This window comes from Hymenobacter sp. J193, from assembly GCF_024700075.1.
Lineage (GTDB): Bacteria > Bacteroidota > Bacteroidia > Cytophagales > Hymenobacteraceae > Hymenobacter.
The window spans coordinates 26,541-42,451 of the sequence record NZ_JAJONE010000004.1; the positions used below are offsets into that span (position 1 = coordinate 26,541).

Annotated in this window: 12 protein-coding genes and 3 pseudogenes; 3 read left to right on the forward strand and 12 right to left on the reverse strand. The window is 64.1% G+C overall.

What is annotated here, in order from left to right; genetic code table 11:
- Window positions 1-20 precede the first annotated feature (20 nt).
- From LRS06_RS22670 to LRS06_RS22710, 9 genes and pseudogenes are all read right to left on the reverse strand, one after another.
- Window positions 21-635: a hypothetical protein gene (locus LRS06_RS22670; RefSeq protein ID WP_187317310.1), complete on the reverse strand. Its 615-nt coding sequence runs from the start codon at window positions 633-635 to the stop codon at window positions 21-23.
- Between the two features lie 5 nt (window positions 636-640).
- Window positions 641-970, reverse strand: coding sequence for a YnfA family protein (locus LRS06_RS22675; protein ID WP_187317309.1), 330 nt, complete (start codon window positions 968-970; stop codon window positions 641-643).
- Between the two features lie 43 nt (window positions 971-1,013).
- Window positions 1,014-2,192: an efflux RND transporter periplasmic adaptor subunit gene (locus LRS06_RS22680; RefSeq protein WP_187317308.1), complete on the reverse strand. Its 1,179-nt coding sequence runs from the start codon at window positions 2,190-2,192 to the stop codon at window positions 1,014-1,016.
- Between the two features lie 34 nt (window positions 2,193-2,226).
- A pseudogene (locus LRS06_RS22685) lies at window positions 2,227-6,631 on the reverse strand (CusA/CzcA family heavy metal efflux RND transporter).
- 195 nt (window positions 6,632-6,826) lie between these two features.
- Window positions 6,827-6,964: a hypothetical protein gene (locus LRS06_RS22690; RefSeq protein WP_257873639.1), complete on the reverse strand. Its 138-nt coding sequence runs from the start codon at window positions 6,962-6,964 to the stop codon at window positions 6,827-6,829.
- Window positions 6,965-7,237: 273 nt separating this feature from the next.
- Complete coding sequence (locus tag LRS06_RS22695) at window positions 7,238-7,729, reverse strand: hypothetical protein (protein WP_257873640.1); 492 nt, start codon at window positions 7,727-7,729, stop codon at window positions 7,238-7,240.
- A gap of 6 nt (window positions 7,730-7,735) precedes the next feature.
- Window positions 7,736-8,623, reverse strand: coding sequence for a transporter (locus tag LRS06_RS22700; protein ID WP_187317304.1), 888 nt, complete (start codon window positions 8,621-8,623; stop codon window positions 7,736-7,738).
- A gap of 81 nt (window positions 8,624-8,704) precedes the next feature.
- Window positions 8,705-10,068: pseudogene (locus LRS06_RS22705) on the reverse strand (Nramp family divalent metal transporter).
- 454 nt (window positions 10,069-10,522) lie between these two features.
- Window positions 10,523-11,608: an IS110 family transposase gene (locus tag LRS06_RS22710; RefSeq protein ID WP_257873641.1), complete on the reverse strand. Its 1,086-nt coding sequence runs from the start codon at window positions 11,606-11,608 to the stop codon at window positions 10,523-10,525.
- 402 nt (window positions 11,609-12,010) lie between these two features.
- Between LRS06_RS22710 and LRS06_RS22715 the strand changes: the two genes are divergently transcribed.
- Together LRS06_RS22715 and LRS06_RS22720 are read left to right on the forward strand one after the other, a co-directional pair.
- On the forward strand, window positions 12,011-12,592 hold the full coding sequence (locus tag LRS06_RS22715; protein ID WP_187317302.1) for a TetR/AcrR family transcriptional regulator: 582 nt from the start codon (window positions 12,011-12,013) through the stop codon (window positions 12,590-12,592).
- A 64-nt stretch (window positions 12,593-12,656) separates the two neighbouring features.
- Window positions 12,657-13,139 carry an MBL fold metallo-hydrolase gene (locus LRS06_RS22720; protein WP_257873642.1) on the forward strand — a complete coding sequence of 161 codons (483 nt, stop codon included), beginning with the start codon at window positions 12,657-12,659 and terminating at the stop codon, window positions 13,137-13,139.
- Between the two features lie 49 nt (window positions 13,140-13,188).
- On the opposite strand, the gene LRS06_RS22725 is transcribed toward LRS06_RS22720, so the two are convergent.
- The 3 genes from LRS06_RS22725 to LRS06_RS22735 all read right to left on the reverse strand — a co-directional run bounded on the left by LRS06_RS22725 (window position 13,189) and on the right by LRS06_RS22735 (window position 15,281).
- Window positions 13,189-14,184, reverse strand: a complete 996-nt coding sequence (locus LRS06_RS22725) for an erythromycin esterase family protein (protein WP_257873643.1) — start codon at window positions 14,182-14,184, stop codon at window positions 13,189-13,191.
- A complete protein-coding gene (locus LRS06_RS22730) occupies window positions 14,111-14,491 on the reverse strand; it encodes a hypothetical protein (protein ID WP_257873644.1) in 381 nt (126 codons plus the stop codon). Before LRS06_RS22730 ends, LRS06_RS22725 begins: the two co-directional genes overlap by 74 nt.
- Before the next feature lie 145 nt (window positions 14,492-14,636).
- Entirely contained in the window at window positions 14,637-15,281 is a 645-nt protein-coding gene (locus tag LRS06_RS22735) for a recombinase family protein (protein ID WP_374679462.1), read from the reverse strand.
- Between the two features lie 154 nt (window positions 15,282-15,435).
- Between LRS06_RS22735 and LRS06_RS25670 the strand changes: the two are divergent.
- Window positions 15,436-15,888: pseudogene (locus LRS06_RS25670) on the forward strand (DUF4158 domain-containing protein); the annotation flags it as partial.
- Window positions 15,889-15,911: the final 23 nt, after the last annotated feature.

The following is a 15,911-nucleotide window of genomic DNA, read 5'->3' on the forward strand; positions in this document are numbered from 1 at the left end:
AGGCGGCGGGCAGCCCGGGGCTACCAGTCCACGAAAAAGCCGGCCACGCCCACCAGCACGAGCACCGCGCCGGTCAGGCGCCGCTCGTGTTGGGCGAGCCCGTCCACGTTGAGGCGGCCCAGGCCGCGGTGGGCCAGCGCTACCAGCGCGCACATGGCCGACACGGAGGCCAGCAGGTACACGCTCATGAGCAGGGCCAGCGCGGCCGGGCCGTGGGTGCCGGCGGCCAGAAAGAAGGTCTGGATTTCCAGGCAGGGGGCCAGGAACATGGTGGCGGCCAGCCCCAGCACCACCCGCCGGCGCGGCGTGCGCTGGCGCACCGGCCGCGGGTCGGGGTGGGTGTGGCCGGGCCCGGAAAAGGCGTACAGCACGCCAATAACGATGAGCAGCAGCGGCGCCACCCAACCGGCAAACTGCTCGAAGCGGGCCGAAAGGCGCCAGCCGAGCAGCCCCAGGGCCAGCCCGATGCCCACGGTGCTGAGCACGTGGGCCAGCCCGGCCACCATCGTCACCCCCACCGCCCGCCGCAGGGGCCAGCCCTCGGCGCGCGCCACGGCCAGCACGGGCGCCCAGTGGTTGGGAATGGCGGCGTGCAGCAAGCTGAGCACCAAAGCACCGGTGAGGAGTTCCAACATACGAGTTACGAACGGGGCCAGAACAGGATAACGGCCAGGCCGAGCATGATAACCGTCCCGCCCAACACATCGAACCGGTCGGGCCGGAAGCCGTCGAAGTACCAGGCCCAGGCAATTGACATGACGACGAACACGCCGCCGTACACGGCGTAGGTCTTGCCGAAAGAAGTGGATTGCCACGTGGCCACCCAGCCGTACGCGACGAGCAGCCCGGCCCCCAGCAATCCTACCCAGGCCGGACGGTCCGCTTTGAGCCACTGCCACATCAGGTAGCCGCCCCCGATTTCGCAGAGGCCGGCGAGAAAAAACAGGAACAGGGGCTGCAGGTAGCTCATCGGTTGGGATAAGGTGGATTGAACGCGTTTGCCGGCCGCGCGGCTATTCTTCCTCTTCGGCGTTTTTCATCTTGGCCAGCAGCGAGTAGGCGCCGTCCGTGACGAAGGTGGTCGTGGCCGCCACTCCTTCGGGCAGGGTGACTTCGGTGAAGTTGTCCTCGCTGCGGCCCAGGGTTACCGGCACCAGGCGGTAGCGGCCGGCGGCTTCCACGGCAAAGGCGTAGTTCTTGCCCTCGAAGCGGACCAGGGCCGCGTCGGGCAAGGTCGGGGCCTGGGTGCGGCCGGTTTCAATCAGGGCCCGCACGTAGAGGCCGGGCAGCAGGGCGGGGTCGTTTTCCTGGTCCAAATGGCCGTGCACGCGCACCGTGCGGTCCTCGCCAATGGCCTTACCGACCAGGTAGACGCGGGCCGTGCGCTCGCGGCGCGAGCCGGCGGAGTCGCTGGCCAGCGTAAAGCGAATGAGTTGGTTCTTCTGCACCCGGGCCACGTCGCGCTCGAAGACGGTAAGCTCCACGTGCAGGTGCTCAGGGTCCACGATTTCAAACAGGGCATCGGTGGCCGTCACGGCCTGCCCCACCGTGACGTTGACCGTGCGCACGAAGCCCGCCCGCGGGGCACGGAGGCTGGCCGTGGTGACGATGCGCCCACCCACGGGTAGGCCGGCCAACCGCAGCCGGGCCGCCTGGGCGTTGGTTTGCACCTGCAGGGCCCGATAATCGGCCTGGGCGCGCTGGTAGTTTTTCTGGGGGGCTACTTCCTGCTCGTAGAGTTCTTTTTGGCGGGCCAGCTCGGTGCGGGCGTAGTCGAGGCGGGCGCGGGTTTCGAGGTAGTCTTGCTGCAGGGTCACGAACTCGGGGTTGCGGATGGTGGCCAGCACCTCGCCCTTGCGCACGCGGGCCCCCTGCAGCAGCTCCGTATTCTCCACGAAGCCGCCCAGTGGGGCCGTGATGTTGACGGTGCTTTCTGGGGGCACGTCCAGGGTGCCGGTCACGGCCAGCCCTGCGCCCATGGGCCGATCGGTCAGGCGGGCGGTTTTCAGGCCCGCGGCCTGCTGTTCGGCCGCGGAGAGGGTCACCATATCGGAAGCTTCTTCGGCTTCACCGGCTTCACCGGATTCCTGGCCTTTGGCAGCGGGTTCGGCCTCCGCGGTTTCTTTCTTGTCAGCACCGCAGCCGGCCAGGGTTAGGCTGAGCAGCAGGAGTAGGGATGCAATCTTATTCATGGAAATCGGGTCAAGTCAAAGAGTGGATGAGACTTTACTGGGCGGCAGTGCCGAGCAGGTAGTCCAGGTCGATGGCGGTTTGGTTGTGCTGGAGCAGGGCGTCGAGGTAGGCCGTGCGCACGCTCAGGGCACGCTCCAGGTTGAGCAGCAGCTCGGAGTAAGTGGTCTCGCCGGCCTTGTAGGCCCGCTGGCTCAGGCGCACGATGACGGCGGCCTGGGGCAGGCCGGTCTGCTCGTAGAACTGCACCCGGCGCTGCTGCTCCGCCAGGCGCAGGCGCAGCTCATCGAGCTGGGCGGCGGCTTCGGCCTGGTAGCGCTGATAAGCGGTGGTGGCGACTTGCTCCTGCAGCTTGGCGGCCTGCACGCGGGCTTTCTGAGGGCCGCGCAGCAGTGGGATGGCCACGCCGGCCTGCACGCTCTGGAACCGGTCGCCGGTGCCGTAGGTCTGCGCGCGCCCGTCCACCTCGTAGGTGCCCCGCAGCGACTGGTTGGTGTAGCCCACCGTCACCTGGGGCAGCCCTTGGGCTTGCTCCACCCGGGTTTCGGCGCGGCGCTCGGCAATCTGCTGCTGCAGCACCCGCGCCTGCGGGGTGGCTGCTAACGTTGCCGTATCCACGGTTCCCCCGGGGGCGGGCAGCAAGCGCAGAACGCTGTCGGCAATGGCGACGGGCCCGTTGGTTTGCAGTAGGGCCTGCAGCTGGCGCTGGGCCACGGCGTAGTCGGCCCGGGCCTGGGCCAATAGGTTCTGCGTCTCGCCTTGTTGAATCAGGGCGTTGGCGGGCTCCAGGCGGGCCACCTCTCCGGTTTTGAAGCGCAGCTGGGCCGCGCGCAGAAACTCGGTATAGATGCTGTCCTGCCCGCGCAGGGTGCGCAGGCGGTGCCGGGCGTGCACGGCCCGCTCGTAGCTCAGGCGCACCTGCCGGCGCAGTTCAGCCTGCACCTGGGCCAGTTGCTGCTCCCGGCCCCCAATCTGGGCCTGGCTCAAACCAGCCTGGGCCCGGTAGTAGCCGGGCAGGGCCAGCGACTGGCCGATGCTCAGCACGTTGTCGGAGAGCGGGGAGTTCACCTGGCCATAGGTACCCAGGATGGTGGTGCGGCCCACGTCGAAGGCCGTACGGCGTAAGGCCTGCTGGGCTTCCAGGGCGCGCTGGGCTCCCTGCACCGTGCCGTTGGCCTGCAAGGCTTGACCCACGGCCTGGGTGGAGGTCAGTGGACCCTGCGCCCGGGCGGGCGCGGCGGCCAGCAATCCACCCAGCACGAGCAACACCAGCGACACCGGCACGGCCGGCGTGCGCTGCGGCTGCTCTTCTTCCTTGGCTTTGCTGTTGCGCTCGGACAGGGCGTAGAGCACCGGTAAGACCAGCAGGGTCAGCAGCGTGGCCGTGACCAGCCCGCCGATGACGACGGTGGCCAGTGGCCGTTGCACTTCGGCCCCCGCCGACTGTGACAAGGCCATGGGCAAAAAAGCCCAGCGAGGCCACGGTGGCCGTCATCAGCACCGGCCGCAGGCGCACCTGGGTGCCTTCCAGAATGCGGGCAAACACGTCGGTGCGCCCTTCCTCTTTGAGCTGGTTGAAGTAGCCGATGAGCACGATGCCGTTGAGCACGGCCACGCCGAACAGCGCAATGAAGCCCACGCCGGCCGAGATGCTGAAGGGCATGCCCCGCAGCCAGAGCGCCAGCACCCCGCCGATGGCCGAGAGCGGAATGGCCGTGAAAATGAGGATGGACTGCTTGAACGATTTGAACGTGAAGAACAAGAGCACGAAAATCAGCAGCAAGGCTACCGGCACAGCGATGCTGAGCCGCTCGGAGGCCTTGCGCAGGTTTTCGAACTGGCCGCCGTAGGTGGTGTAGTACCCTGGCGCGAGCTGCAGTTGCTGGTCCACTTTGCCCTGCAGCTCGGTCACCACGCTTTCCACGTCGCGGCCCCGCACGTTGAAGGCCACGGTGATGCGGCGCTTGGCGTCATCCCGCTGAATCTGGTTGGGGCCTTCCAACAAGTCCACCGCGGCTACCTGCTCCAGCGGAATCTGCTCGCCGCCGGGGGTGGCCACCAGCAGCTGACGCACGTTGCCGATATTCTGGCGCAGTTCGGGGGCCAGGCGCAGCACCACGTCGAAGCGGCGCTCCTGCTCGAAGAGCTGGCCGGCGGTCTGGCCTGCAAAGGCGGTTTGCACCGTGCGGTTCACGTCTTCGGCGTTGAGGCCGAAGCGAGCCAGGCGGTTGCGGTCGAGCTTGACCACGATTTGGGGCAAGCCGGTGACCTGCTCCACGTATACGTCCTCAGCCCCTTCGACCTGGCGTACCAGGCGGGCGGCCCGCTCGGCGTAGGAGGCCAGCTGCTGCAGGTCCTCGCCGTAAATCTTCAGCACCACGTCCTGCTTGGCGCCGCTGATAAGCTCGTTGAAGCGCATCTGAATGGGCTGCTGGAAACCGAAGGTTACGCCGGGAATCACGCTCAACGCCTCGGCCATCTTGCCGGCCAGCTCCTCCTGGGTTTTGGCGGAGGTCCACTTGTCCTGGTCTTTTTCCAGAATCACCATCACGTCGGCCGCCTCCACGGGCATGGGGTCGGTGGGAATCTCGGCCGCGCCGATTTTGGCCACGACCTCCTTGACTTCGGGAAACTGCTTCTGCAGGATGGCCCCGGCCTGCAGGCTCCGGTCCACGGTGTAGCTCAGCGAGGACCCGGTGAGGGTGCGCAGCTCAATGGCAAAGTCGCCTTCCGAGAGCTGCGGGATGAACTCCCCGCCCAGGGTGCGGAACAACAGGATGGAGCCCACGAACAGCGCCACCGCGGAGGTGAGCACTACGGCTTTACGCCTCAATGCCCATTCCAGCAGCGGGCGGTAGCGGGCTTCGAGCCAGCGCATCATGCGGTCGGAAAAGTTGGGCTTCACTTCCGTCGAGCGGCTCAGGGCCAGCGCCGACATCATGGGCACGTAGGTCAGGCTCAGGATAAACGCGCCGATGATGGCAAAGGCCACGGTCTGGGCCATGGGCCGGAACATCTTGCCCTCGATGCCGACCAACGCTAGCAGGGGCAGGTACACGATGAGGATGATGATTTCGCCAAACGCCGCCGAGGAGCGGATTTTGCTGGCCGCGTGGTAGGTTTCCTCGTTCATCTGGTCGGTGCTAAGACGGTTGCCCGGCACCCGCAGCTGCCCGCCGTGCAGGCGGTGCACGATGGCTTCGACGATGATGACGGCGCCGTCCACTACCAGGCCGAAGTCGATGGCCCCGAGCGAGAGCAGGTTGCCCGACACGCCGAACAGGCGCATCATGGCGATGGCAAAGAGCATGGCCAGCGGAATGACCGAGGCCACGACCAGGCCGGCGCGCCAGTTGCCCAGAAACAGGATGAGCACGAAGAGCACAATCAGGGCGCCCTCAATCAGGTTGGTTTTCACCGTGCCAATGGCGCGGCCCACCAGCTCGGAGCGGTCCAGGTACACGTCGATGGCCACGCCCTCGGGCAGGGACTTCTCCACCGTCAGCATGCGGGTTTTCACATCCTTGATGACGTCGTTGGCGTTGGCCCCCTTGAGCATGAGCACGATGCCGCCGGTCACTTCGCCCTCTCCGTTACGAGTCATGGCGCCGTAGCGCACGGCCGAGCCCAGGCGCACGTCGGCCACGTCGCGCACGAGCACGGGCAGGCCGCCTTCAGTATTGCGCACAACGATGTTGCCCAGGTCAGCGGCGTTTTCGGCCAGGCCCTCGGTGCGAATGAAATAGGCGGTGGGCTTCTGGTCGAGGTAGGCGCCGCCGGCGTTCTGGTTGTTGCGCGACACGGCCTGGTACACCTGCTCGGTGGTGACGCCCAGCGAGCGCAGGCGGGTGGGGTCGAGCCGGATTTCGAACTGCTTGAGCTGGCCGCCGAAGCTGGCCACGTCGGCCACGCCGGGCGTGCCTAGCAGCTGGCGCCGCACGATCCAGTCCTGAATGGTGCGCAGCTCGCGGGCGTCGTACTTCTTCTCGAAGCCGGGCTTGGCGCGCACCAGGTACTGGTACACCTCGCCCAGGCCGGTGCTGACCGGGGCCATTTCCGGCCGGCCGATGCTCTCTGGTATTTGACTCTCGGCTTCGCGCAGGCGCTCGGCCACCTGCTGGCGGGCCCAGTAGATGTCCACGCCGTCCTCGAAGACGATGGTCACGACCGAGAGGCCGAAGCGGGAGAAGGAGCGCACTTCCTCGCGGTTGGGGATGGTGGCCAGGCTCTGCTCGACGGGGAACGACACGAGGCGCTCGATGTCACTGGCCGCTAGCGAGGGAGCCACCGTGTAGACGACAATCTGGTTGGTGGTGATGTCGGGTACCGCGTCAATCGGCAGCCGGCTCAGGGAATAGCCGCCCCAGGCCACCAGGGCCAGGGTCAGGATTCCGATAATGAGCTTGTTGTGAATGGAAAAATGAATCAGCCGGTCAAACATCCGTTGCTGTGGGGGTTAGGTCTAACACTTTCGAAAAAGACCCTGCGACCCGGCGGTTCCGGCTGCTAAAGCGGGAACGGCGGGGATGGAACGCACCCGGGAGCCAACGCCACGCGTTGACAAGCTCCGACGGGTCAACTCCGCTCGGGAGTTGGCCGCCCGGAGAGGGTGGTCAGCAGGAAAAAGAGGAAAGGGTTAGGCCTGGGGCGGCTGCCACACGGCCCCGAAGTCCCGGGTCGGAACGCCCACAATCAGCCGGCCGTGTTGGGGGCTGCTGCCCCACTCGGTCACCTGGGGGTACATGGCCAGGGCGCCACTGGTTAGCGTTACCACTACCCCGCCGCAGCAGTGGCACTGGCAGAGCGGCGAGCACCAGTCGCCCAGCGCGTCCGTGCTGCAGTCCGGAATGCGTGGCCGCGGCCACCGTCGATTGGGCCTGGTCCTGGCACACGGTCACCTCGTCCGTGCAAGTCATGCAGGAGAGCAACGCGAAGTAGCAGGCAAAAAACAGGCTGAGCAGGCGCATGATGCGGCGAAGGTAACAATTCCCGGGGGCCGGAGCTGCTTTTACCGCTAATCGCCGGCGAAGGTTCCCTCTCCAGCCCATTAGTTGGATTGGCTAACCTTCGGGTGAAGCTCCAGGCCCGCACTCCCCGTTTGCTGAAAGACAACCAGGGCATTCTCCCAGTGCGGAGTACCGAAAGCCCGCAGCAGCGGGACCAGCGCCGGGGTCAGGGCAAAGTGCAGCCGGGGACTGGTGCAGGCCAGCGTGGGGTTGTCGGGGTTGCGCAACACCAGGCCCGTGGCCACCAGCGGCCGCAGCACCTGTTCGCGCATGAGCAGGAACGAGTGCTCGGTGGATGCTTCGCGCCAGCCGTATGCCGTGCGCATGAAGTCGCGAATGCCGCGGGCCATGCCCTTGCGTTCGTCGCTGGCTGCGGTCCACGGCGTGTCCGGGCCTACCCCGGCCAGGGCCAGCAGGGTCAGCCCGGCCAGCTTGCTGCGCAGCGGCGCGGGCAGGTCCAGGGCCGTCAGGATGCGCTGGGCGTCGGTGATGCGGGCGTGATAGATTTCCATGGCCGGGCCGGCAAGAGGCATGAACTGCTAGCGCCGGAAGCTACATCCGAGAAAGTACGTGGTGGGCGTGTCTTTGGTCAGGGCCAGGTTGATGCCCGTGTCCAGCTGCAGGTTCTCGCCCAGGCGCAGCACGGGCCCGCCGTTGAGCGTGGCGCTCCAAGCGCGGCCCCGGGTGTCCCAGGCGGTGGCAATTTCCACGAAGCCCCCCAGGGTCTTGTACAAATCGTGGCCCACCGTTAGCGTGGGCGCCAGCTCCAGGAAGTGCTCCCGGGCTTCGCTGTCGCGGTTGAAAGTGGCCTGAAACTGCGTGCCCAGGGTAAAATCGTGGGGCAGCTGCACCGAGAACGGCGTAACGATGCCGCCCTCCCAGGCGCCGTTGCCGCAGCTGCGGCCCGTGGGCAGCTTCACGAAGGGCATCAGGGCAAAGGCCGTGGGGCCCCCGTCGTTGCCCCACAGGTTGCGCTTGAGCCGCACGGTCACGTCGCCGAAGCCCGCCCGCCGGGTGCCCGTGTCGCCCTCGCCCTCCGTCTGCACGGTGTAGGACTCGACCACTACCTGCAGGTCCACGTTGTGGGTGAGCCCCATTTTCAGGTTGGCGTGGTTGAACCCCAGCTCCTGTTGCGCAACCGCCTGCCCCGCTAAGCGGGAGCGGCCCAGGCGCAGCACGTCGGTTTCCAGCTGGAAGTGGCCCGCGTCCACCGAGTAGGCGCTTTCCGTGGCGTCGGGCCGGTCGGTGCTCAGCGGCCGCATCAGGGCCCCGGGCACGGGCTTGAACAAGGTGTAAACCCGTTTGCGGGCCCGCAGCGTGTCCACGCCGGCGGGGTCCGGGGCGGGCAGCCCGGTGGGGGCTTGCGCCAGCGCGGACAGGCCACCGGTCAGCAGCAGGCCCAGGGAGAGAAGTCGAAATGCACGCATAGAACACCGGAGCTAAAAGGCAAGGAGAGGGCGTCCCGGGACCAGGGCCCCGGCGAAACCAACCAGTAGCCAGGCGTTAGCCTAGCCGAAAAAAGTCTGCACGAGCAGGTACACGTTCAGGGCGATGATGATGCCCGACACGGTCCAGGCCGTAGCGTTGACCAGCAGGCCGTTGGCAAACACGCCCATCTTGGCCCGGCTGCTGGTGAAGAGCACCAGCGGCACCACGGCAAAACTGAGCTGCAAAGACAGAATCACCTGGCTGAGCACCAGCAGCTGGCCGGTACCCTTCTCGCCGTAAATGAGCGTTACAATCAGGGCCGGTACCACGGCAATGCTGCGGGTAACCAGGCGCCGCAGCCAGGGCTTGAGCCTGATGTTGAGGAAGCCTTCCATCACAATTTGCCCGGCCAGCGTGCCGGTGAGCGTGGAGTTCTGGCCCGCCGCCAGCAGGGCCACCGCGAAGAGCATGCTGGCCGCGCCTGCCCCGAGCACCGGCGTGAGCAACTTGTGGGCGTCGTTGATGTCGGCCACGTTGTACATGCCCGTCTTGTGGAAGGTCGCGGCGGCCGTGACCAGGATGGCGGCGTTCACGAAGAAGGCCAGAAACAAGGCCACCGTCGAGTCGATGGTGGCGAACTTGATGGCCATGCGCTTGCCGGGCTCGGTCTGCTCAATCTGGCGGGTTTGCACGATGCTGGAGTGCAGATACAGGTTGTGCGGCATCACGGTGGCCCCCAGTATGCCGATGGCGATGTAAAGCATCTGCGGGTTGGTCACCACTTCGGGGCGGGGCACCAGCCCGCCGAGCATGGCCATGTAGTCCGGGTTCGAGACGATGATTTCGTACACGAAGCAGCCAAAGATGATGACGATGAGGCCCGCCACGATGCTCTCAATAACCCGAAAGCCCTTGTTCTGGAAGTAGAGCACCACCAGCACGTCGAGCACCGTGAGCACCACGCCCCAGCTCAGGGGCAGACCGAAAAGCAGGTTCAGGGCAATGGCCGAGCCAATAACCTCGGCCAGGTCGCAGGCGGCGATGGCAATTTCGCAGAGCACCCAGAGCACCATGGCTACGGGCTTGAGTAGTGGTCGCGGCAAGCCTGGGCCAGGTCGCGGCCCGTGACGATGCCCAGCTTGGCCGCCAGGTGCTGCAGCAGCATGGCGAACAGGTTGGAAATTAAAATCACAGACAGCAGGGTGTAGCCGTAGCGCGAGCCGCCGGCCAGGTCGGTGGCCCAGTTGCCGGGGTCCATGTAGCCCACGGCCACCATCAAACCGGGCCCCCAGAAGGCAAACAGCTTGCGCCAGAACGAGGCGCTGGCCGGCGGCACCTTGATGGAAGCGTACACTTCGCGCAGCGAAGGCGCGTTGCGCGGCTTGCGCCAGCCGGGCTCGGCGGCGACCGGGGCCGGCGTTACCGGCAGCGGCGCCGGGGGCATGAGTAAAGTTTCCATAGCAGGAGGGATAGGGTGAGCCGGCAAGGTACAATATTTAGGCTGCCCTAAATATTTATTTAAGGTAGCCTAAATACTCATTTTGCTGCTCAATGGTTTGCCTACTCGCTAAGAAATGGTTTGCGTCAGGATAGCCCCTGCGAAACCGTCCAGTTGGTATTTTGCCGGAAAGCTGGTTTCCGGCAAAACAGCACGGCTTTTAAGTATGTAGTTGACGTTTGCTGCCTGCTTGTGGCCGAGTCTGTTGTCTCATCGCGTCCCGACGACAGGGCCGAACGCCAGCGAAACCAGAGCCCCTGGCATGGTACCCACTCTTTATGAGCTCATCCTCGCTGAGTTTGGCCTTGGTTAAAAGTTTGGTACAAAAGATACTGTGATGGCAAGCAAGGGCTAGGCCGCATTTATTTATCTTCGACTTCCTCAAGGAGGGCGTGCGCGTTCATCCTGTGTAGCCTCGGCTCACTTCTGTGGCCGGGGCTATTTCATGTCTGCTCTGGTGGGCCGTGGGATAGTCGGGATTATACGCTTGATCGTTTTTCCAGAGCGAGTAGCAGAGCACGAGCAGTTTGCGCATGACAGCAATGACGCCCGGCTTGCCGCTGGGGTGACGCGTACGCAAACGGGCATAAAAGGCGATTTGCCGCGGGTTATGGCGCAGGCTGCTGAGCGCGGGCAAATAGAGCGCCGTGCGCAGGCGCGTGTTGCCGCGCTTGGAAATGCGGGTGGCATGCGCCGAGAGGCCGCTTTGCCGCTGCACCACGTCCAGGCCGGCATAGGAAGCGAGTTGACGCTCATTCTCGACCAGGGCAAAGCCGCTGGTTTCGGCTACCACGATGATGGCTGTCGTCAGCCCAATGCCGGGAATGCTCGTCAACTGCGTCAACTTGCGCGCCAGCTCCGGCTCGGCCGCCAGCAGTTCCGTCAGGTCCTGGTCCAGCGCTGCCAACTGCTGCAGGATAAGTTGCTGCTGGGCCGCCAGGCGTGCCAATGTTCGGCTATCGGGCTGGTAGCTATGCTGGTAAGCATGTACGCGGGCTTTGAGCTGCGCCCCTTGCTTGGTCAGCACCTGCCGCTCGCGGGCCAGGGCCCGCAGCTGCCGCAGCGCCGGCGTGGGCGGCTGCCAGGCAGGCAGCGCCCGCTCCAGACCCAACCGGCAGAGCAAGCGCGCGTCCAGCTGGTCGGTCTTGCTTTTGAGTTCCGTGCTGCGGGCAAAATGCTTCACCTTATTGGGCAACAGCACGCTGAGTAGCTGCTGCTGATCGGCTAAAAAGTACGCTAGCTCCTCGTAGTAGACGCCGGTGGCTTCGACCACAAACCACAGCGGAACGGCAACCGCTTGCTGCCGGGCCACCCAGCTGAGCAGGCTGGCAAAGCCGCCCAGCGTGTTTTCAAAGGTAGTTTCCTTGCCAAAGAGCAACTGCTGGTGGCCGTCCACCTGGCCAAAGCAGGCGACAAAGGAGCTCTTGGCAATGTCGATTCCGACAACGTACTTGAGCGGGGGAATCAGGGGTTTTGCGGAGGGCATTGGGCAAGCAGTAAGCAGATTAAACCATCAGCCGGCCAGGGTTTTGCCACAACTTGTCTCGTACAAATACGGGATACCCGCACGCGGCTTAGGTTCCCTCCATACTGTGCAGTCTTCAGGCAAAACGGAAGCAGGGCACGCTTTCTTTGTAGCAACGTCAAGGCCGCAGCCGCGCGTTTGGTTAAACGTGGTGACCCTGCTTCCTGCGCCAGCTGCCCTTCACCGAAAGGCATCGCAATCATACGAGTTAAACGAGTGGGGGCTTCTGTGCGGGCTAGACGCAACCGGCAACGTGTTGCTCCCTTAATCGCCTGTCGGAACTAAGTTTTGGACCGAACGGTTCTTAATCGTAACTTGCCGGCCCAAAGTCAGTCCAGCCCGCTTTGCTCACCTCACCAGCTAATGTCACGTCCCCAGGAATTTGATACCACGGAAGCGCTGCACCAGGCCATGCGGGCGTTCTGGCGCAAGGGCTACGAGGCGACTTCCCTGACCGATTTGCTGGCCGCCACGGGCCTGAGCAAAAGCAGCCTCTACGCCACCTTTGGGGGCAAGCGCGACTTGTTCCTTGCGGCTTTTGACGCCTACCGGCAGGCCCGGGCCCGCGACGCACACCGGGTGCTGCAGCAGCAGCCCGCCCGCCGGGCCATCGAGACCTTTTTCCACTCGCTGTTTGCCGACGTCAATTCAAACGAACCCTTGCTGGGCTGCATGAGCATCAACCAAGCGGTGGAACTGGCCCCGCACGACCCCGCGGTGCGGCAACGAGTGGTCGAGGACTTGCAGCAGATGGAGGAAGTATTGACCCAAGCGATTGAACGTGGCCAGCAGGATGGCTCGGTGGCCAGCCCGCGCCCGGCCCGGGAGCTGGCCCGGCTCCTGGTGTTGGCTTTCCCCGGCTTGCAGGTCATGGCCCGGGCGGGTTATCGCCGCCAGCAGCTGGACGACGCGCAGCAGCTCCTCTTTACCTGTCTGGACAGGTAGCTCTCTTTTTTTTGCCTTTTACTGGACCAAACAGTCCTGAATTTTTCACTTTACCCCACTTCTCATGCAGCTTCAACTGGTTCGCCACTCAACGCTTCGCCTGGACTACGCCGGCGTTAAATTTCTCATTGACCCCATGTTCGCCGACCAGGGCGTCTTCCCCGGGCTGCCCGGCACCCCCAACAGCCACCTGAGCAACCCCACCGTTGGCTTGCCCGGCCCGGTGCAGGACTACACGCAGGTCGACGCCGTGGTGGTCACCCACACCCACTTCGACCACTGGGACGAGGCCGCCAGTGCCCAGTTGCCCAAGCACCTGCCCGTCTTCACCCAGCACGCCCAGGACCAGGCGCTGATTCGCTCGCAGGGCTTCACCGATGTGCGCCTGATTCAGGGCGCTACTTTCAACGGCGTTTCGCTGACCCAGACGCCGGGCCAGCACGGCAGCGACGCCGTCATGGCGGTTGCGGGGGAAATGCTCGGGCAGGTTTCCGGCGTGGTGTTTACGCATCCCGAGGAGAAGACGCTCTACATGGGGTTCTTTTAGCAAGTGGACATAATTCTACGCTAAGCCAGGTAAGCTCAGCAGTTGGCATTCATTTACTGGGCGTAAAATTTGTTTTAGTGCAGGGGGTCATTGTCTGCACGTAGAAAATACCATCGAAGAAATTGGGCCAATTCGCATACTGCGTTTGGTGCCGGATGCCTTGCATGGCAAAATACTCGGGCGGTTGGCCCACGAGTTGCGCCCGTAACGGTTGGAAATCCAGGAAGCCATAGGCCAGGTTAGCAGGTAGCCAGCTTTCCAAACTGTTTTTAACAGGTGGGCTTAGCGCAGTAGCCGTTGCGGCAACCGTGCGCTGGCTGCTGCCCATACGAGAGATAAAGCCGACGATATACGTTTGCTGACGATTGTGCGGGAGGTCCATGAATACCTGTCCCATGGGATGCAACGCCTCGTTATCGGCGCGCAGTTGCGCTTGCTCAGCGGGGGTGAACCGAGACTGCACCAAGTAGTCGCTCCCCCGGCCTTTCACTAGGTGGGCACTGGCGGCCCACACGATGATTTTTTCGTTCTTGAACTGCGTATTGGCTAACCAGTCTAGGTTCGCGGCCATCTGGGCATCGCGCACATTGTAGGTGGCCGTGCGGTCCTCCGTGTACACCGCGCTTTCCTGCGCAAGGGCATAAAGATTGCGCAGGAGCAGCCGGTTAAACGCTTCGGCGGGCGTGCCGTCGGTCACTGGCAATTGCGCCGTGAGGGTATCCAGACACGTTTCAAAACGCCTTAATTTGCCTCTTTTATCCTTAATAGCCTTAATAGCCCGTGCCTTATCTGGATTATCCAAATCCAGCTTCCCGGTGATGAAATTGCTGGACACCAGCAGCGTGTCTAAAAAGGGCCGAAAGAAATGCCGGTAAGTGGTGGTCTGCAGAAAGGGCAAGCGGTGGTGCACTAAGTAAGTGTGGAAATAAGTTGGAAACTGTTGTCGACTGTAGTCCGAGTAGAGTTGATTGTCAAAGCCGGTGATACGCAGGGGGACGTGCGCTGCGCGTAGTATGGGGCACGTACTCGTACAACAAATGGTCACATTGCTGGCAGCCAGCCCAGTAGGGGTGAATAGTGGTGTGCAAAAAGGCTGCCTGCCGGTCAGCCGCCGTGGCTACCTGCTCCCAGCCGTGATTTAGCGCAAACAGGTCGCCCTCAAAGGCGAGTACCGTGAAGGCCTTCTGCTCATGCAGGTAGCGCACCAGCCGACTTTTGGCCAAGAAGGTCGCGCCATCTCCATGGTCCTGCTCCCCCAGCATCACAATGCGGGCCTCGCCGATGGCCTGTCCTACCACGGCTAAATCCGCGTTGTCGTTGTAGTCGGGCTGAATGGAAACAATAGGGGCCACGTGCGCTTGCACATACTTTTTGACCCGCGATTGCGCCTTTCCTGGCAGACTAAACAACCCGAGTAGGGTAATGAGTGGCAGGTAACGAAGCGGTAGCATAAGGAAAAAGTGAGTTTCTAGAGAATCAGATACCTCGCGCAGCTGGCTAGTTGCACCTCGGCACCTTCCATGAGCCAGGGGAAGCAATTAATTGCCAGACACGGGTGGTAACTGCCCCGTGGGGACCCCCAAGCTGGGCGAGGTAACGGTAAATGGTGGCGCGGCCCACGCCGAGGAGCTGGCCGATTTCGGCTACGGTCTTGTCCTGCTGCAGGTAGAGGGTCTTCGCCGCCTGGGCTTTGGAGAGGGCCTCCTTCGACAGCCCCTTGGGCCGGCCGCCCTGCCGGCCGCGGGCGCGGGCCGCCGTCAGTCCCGCCTTGGTTCGTTCGCGGATGATGTCGCGCTCAAACTCGGCCAGCGAGGCAAACAGGTTAAACATGAGCCGGCCCTGGGCCGTGGTCGTGTCCAGGTGGTCCTGCAGGCTGACGAAGTGCACCCCCTGGTCCTGAAACCCGGTCACCAACGCGACCAGGTCCTTGAGCGAGCGGCCCAGCCGGTCGAGTTTCCAGACCACGAGCGTATCGCCGGGCCGCAGCCGGGTCAGCAGGTGCTGCAGGGCCGGGCGTTCTTTCACCGAGGACACTTTCTCCTGGGCCACCTCCACGCAGCCGTAGGCCTGCAAGGCATCGGTCTGCAGGTGTAGGTGCTGGTCGGAGGTACTCACGCGGGCATAGCCGAAAATCATCGCCATTATTCTCAAGAAGTCAATGGGGGCGAAGATAGCGAGCCGTTGATTGGTGAGAACAGGAAATGAGACAATCTTTGGTAGCTTTTCGACTCGTCAGAAAGCCGAAGCGGGTGGGCCGCTAAAACGGCCGTTTCGCGAGACACCTTTTTGCCGCCCCATGCCCGCTACCTTTCTCTCCGAGGCCGAGCGCCTCCGCTACCAGCAGTTGCCCTCCTCCGTGCCGGAAGGCGCGTTGCGCCAGCACGGCCAGCTGTCGGAGGCCGACCAGCACCTGCTACGCGGGCAACGCCGGGACGTCAACCGGCTCGGGTGCGCCGTGCAGTTGGTCGTGCTGCGCGTGTTCGCCCACTTGCCCGAGCGCTGGTGGACGCAGGTGCCCGCCGTCCTACTCGACTTTGTGGCGGTACAACTGGCTGTGGATGCCGGCGTATTTTCCGCCTACGGCCAGCGCGAGGCCACCGTGTACGAACACTTTCAACAGGTACTCGGGCACCTGGGCTGGCGGCGCTGGCAGCCACTGCTCGATACGCCGGTGCTGGAAGCGTGGCTGCTGGAGCAGGCGCTTGCGCACGACCAGGAGCGGGTGCTGCTGGAACTGGCCTGCCAACGACTGCGCCAGCAGCAGTTGGTGCG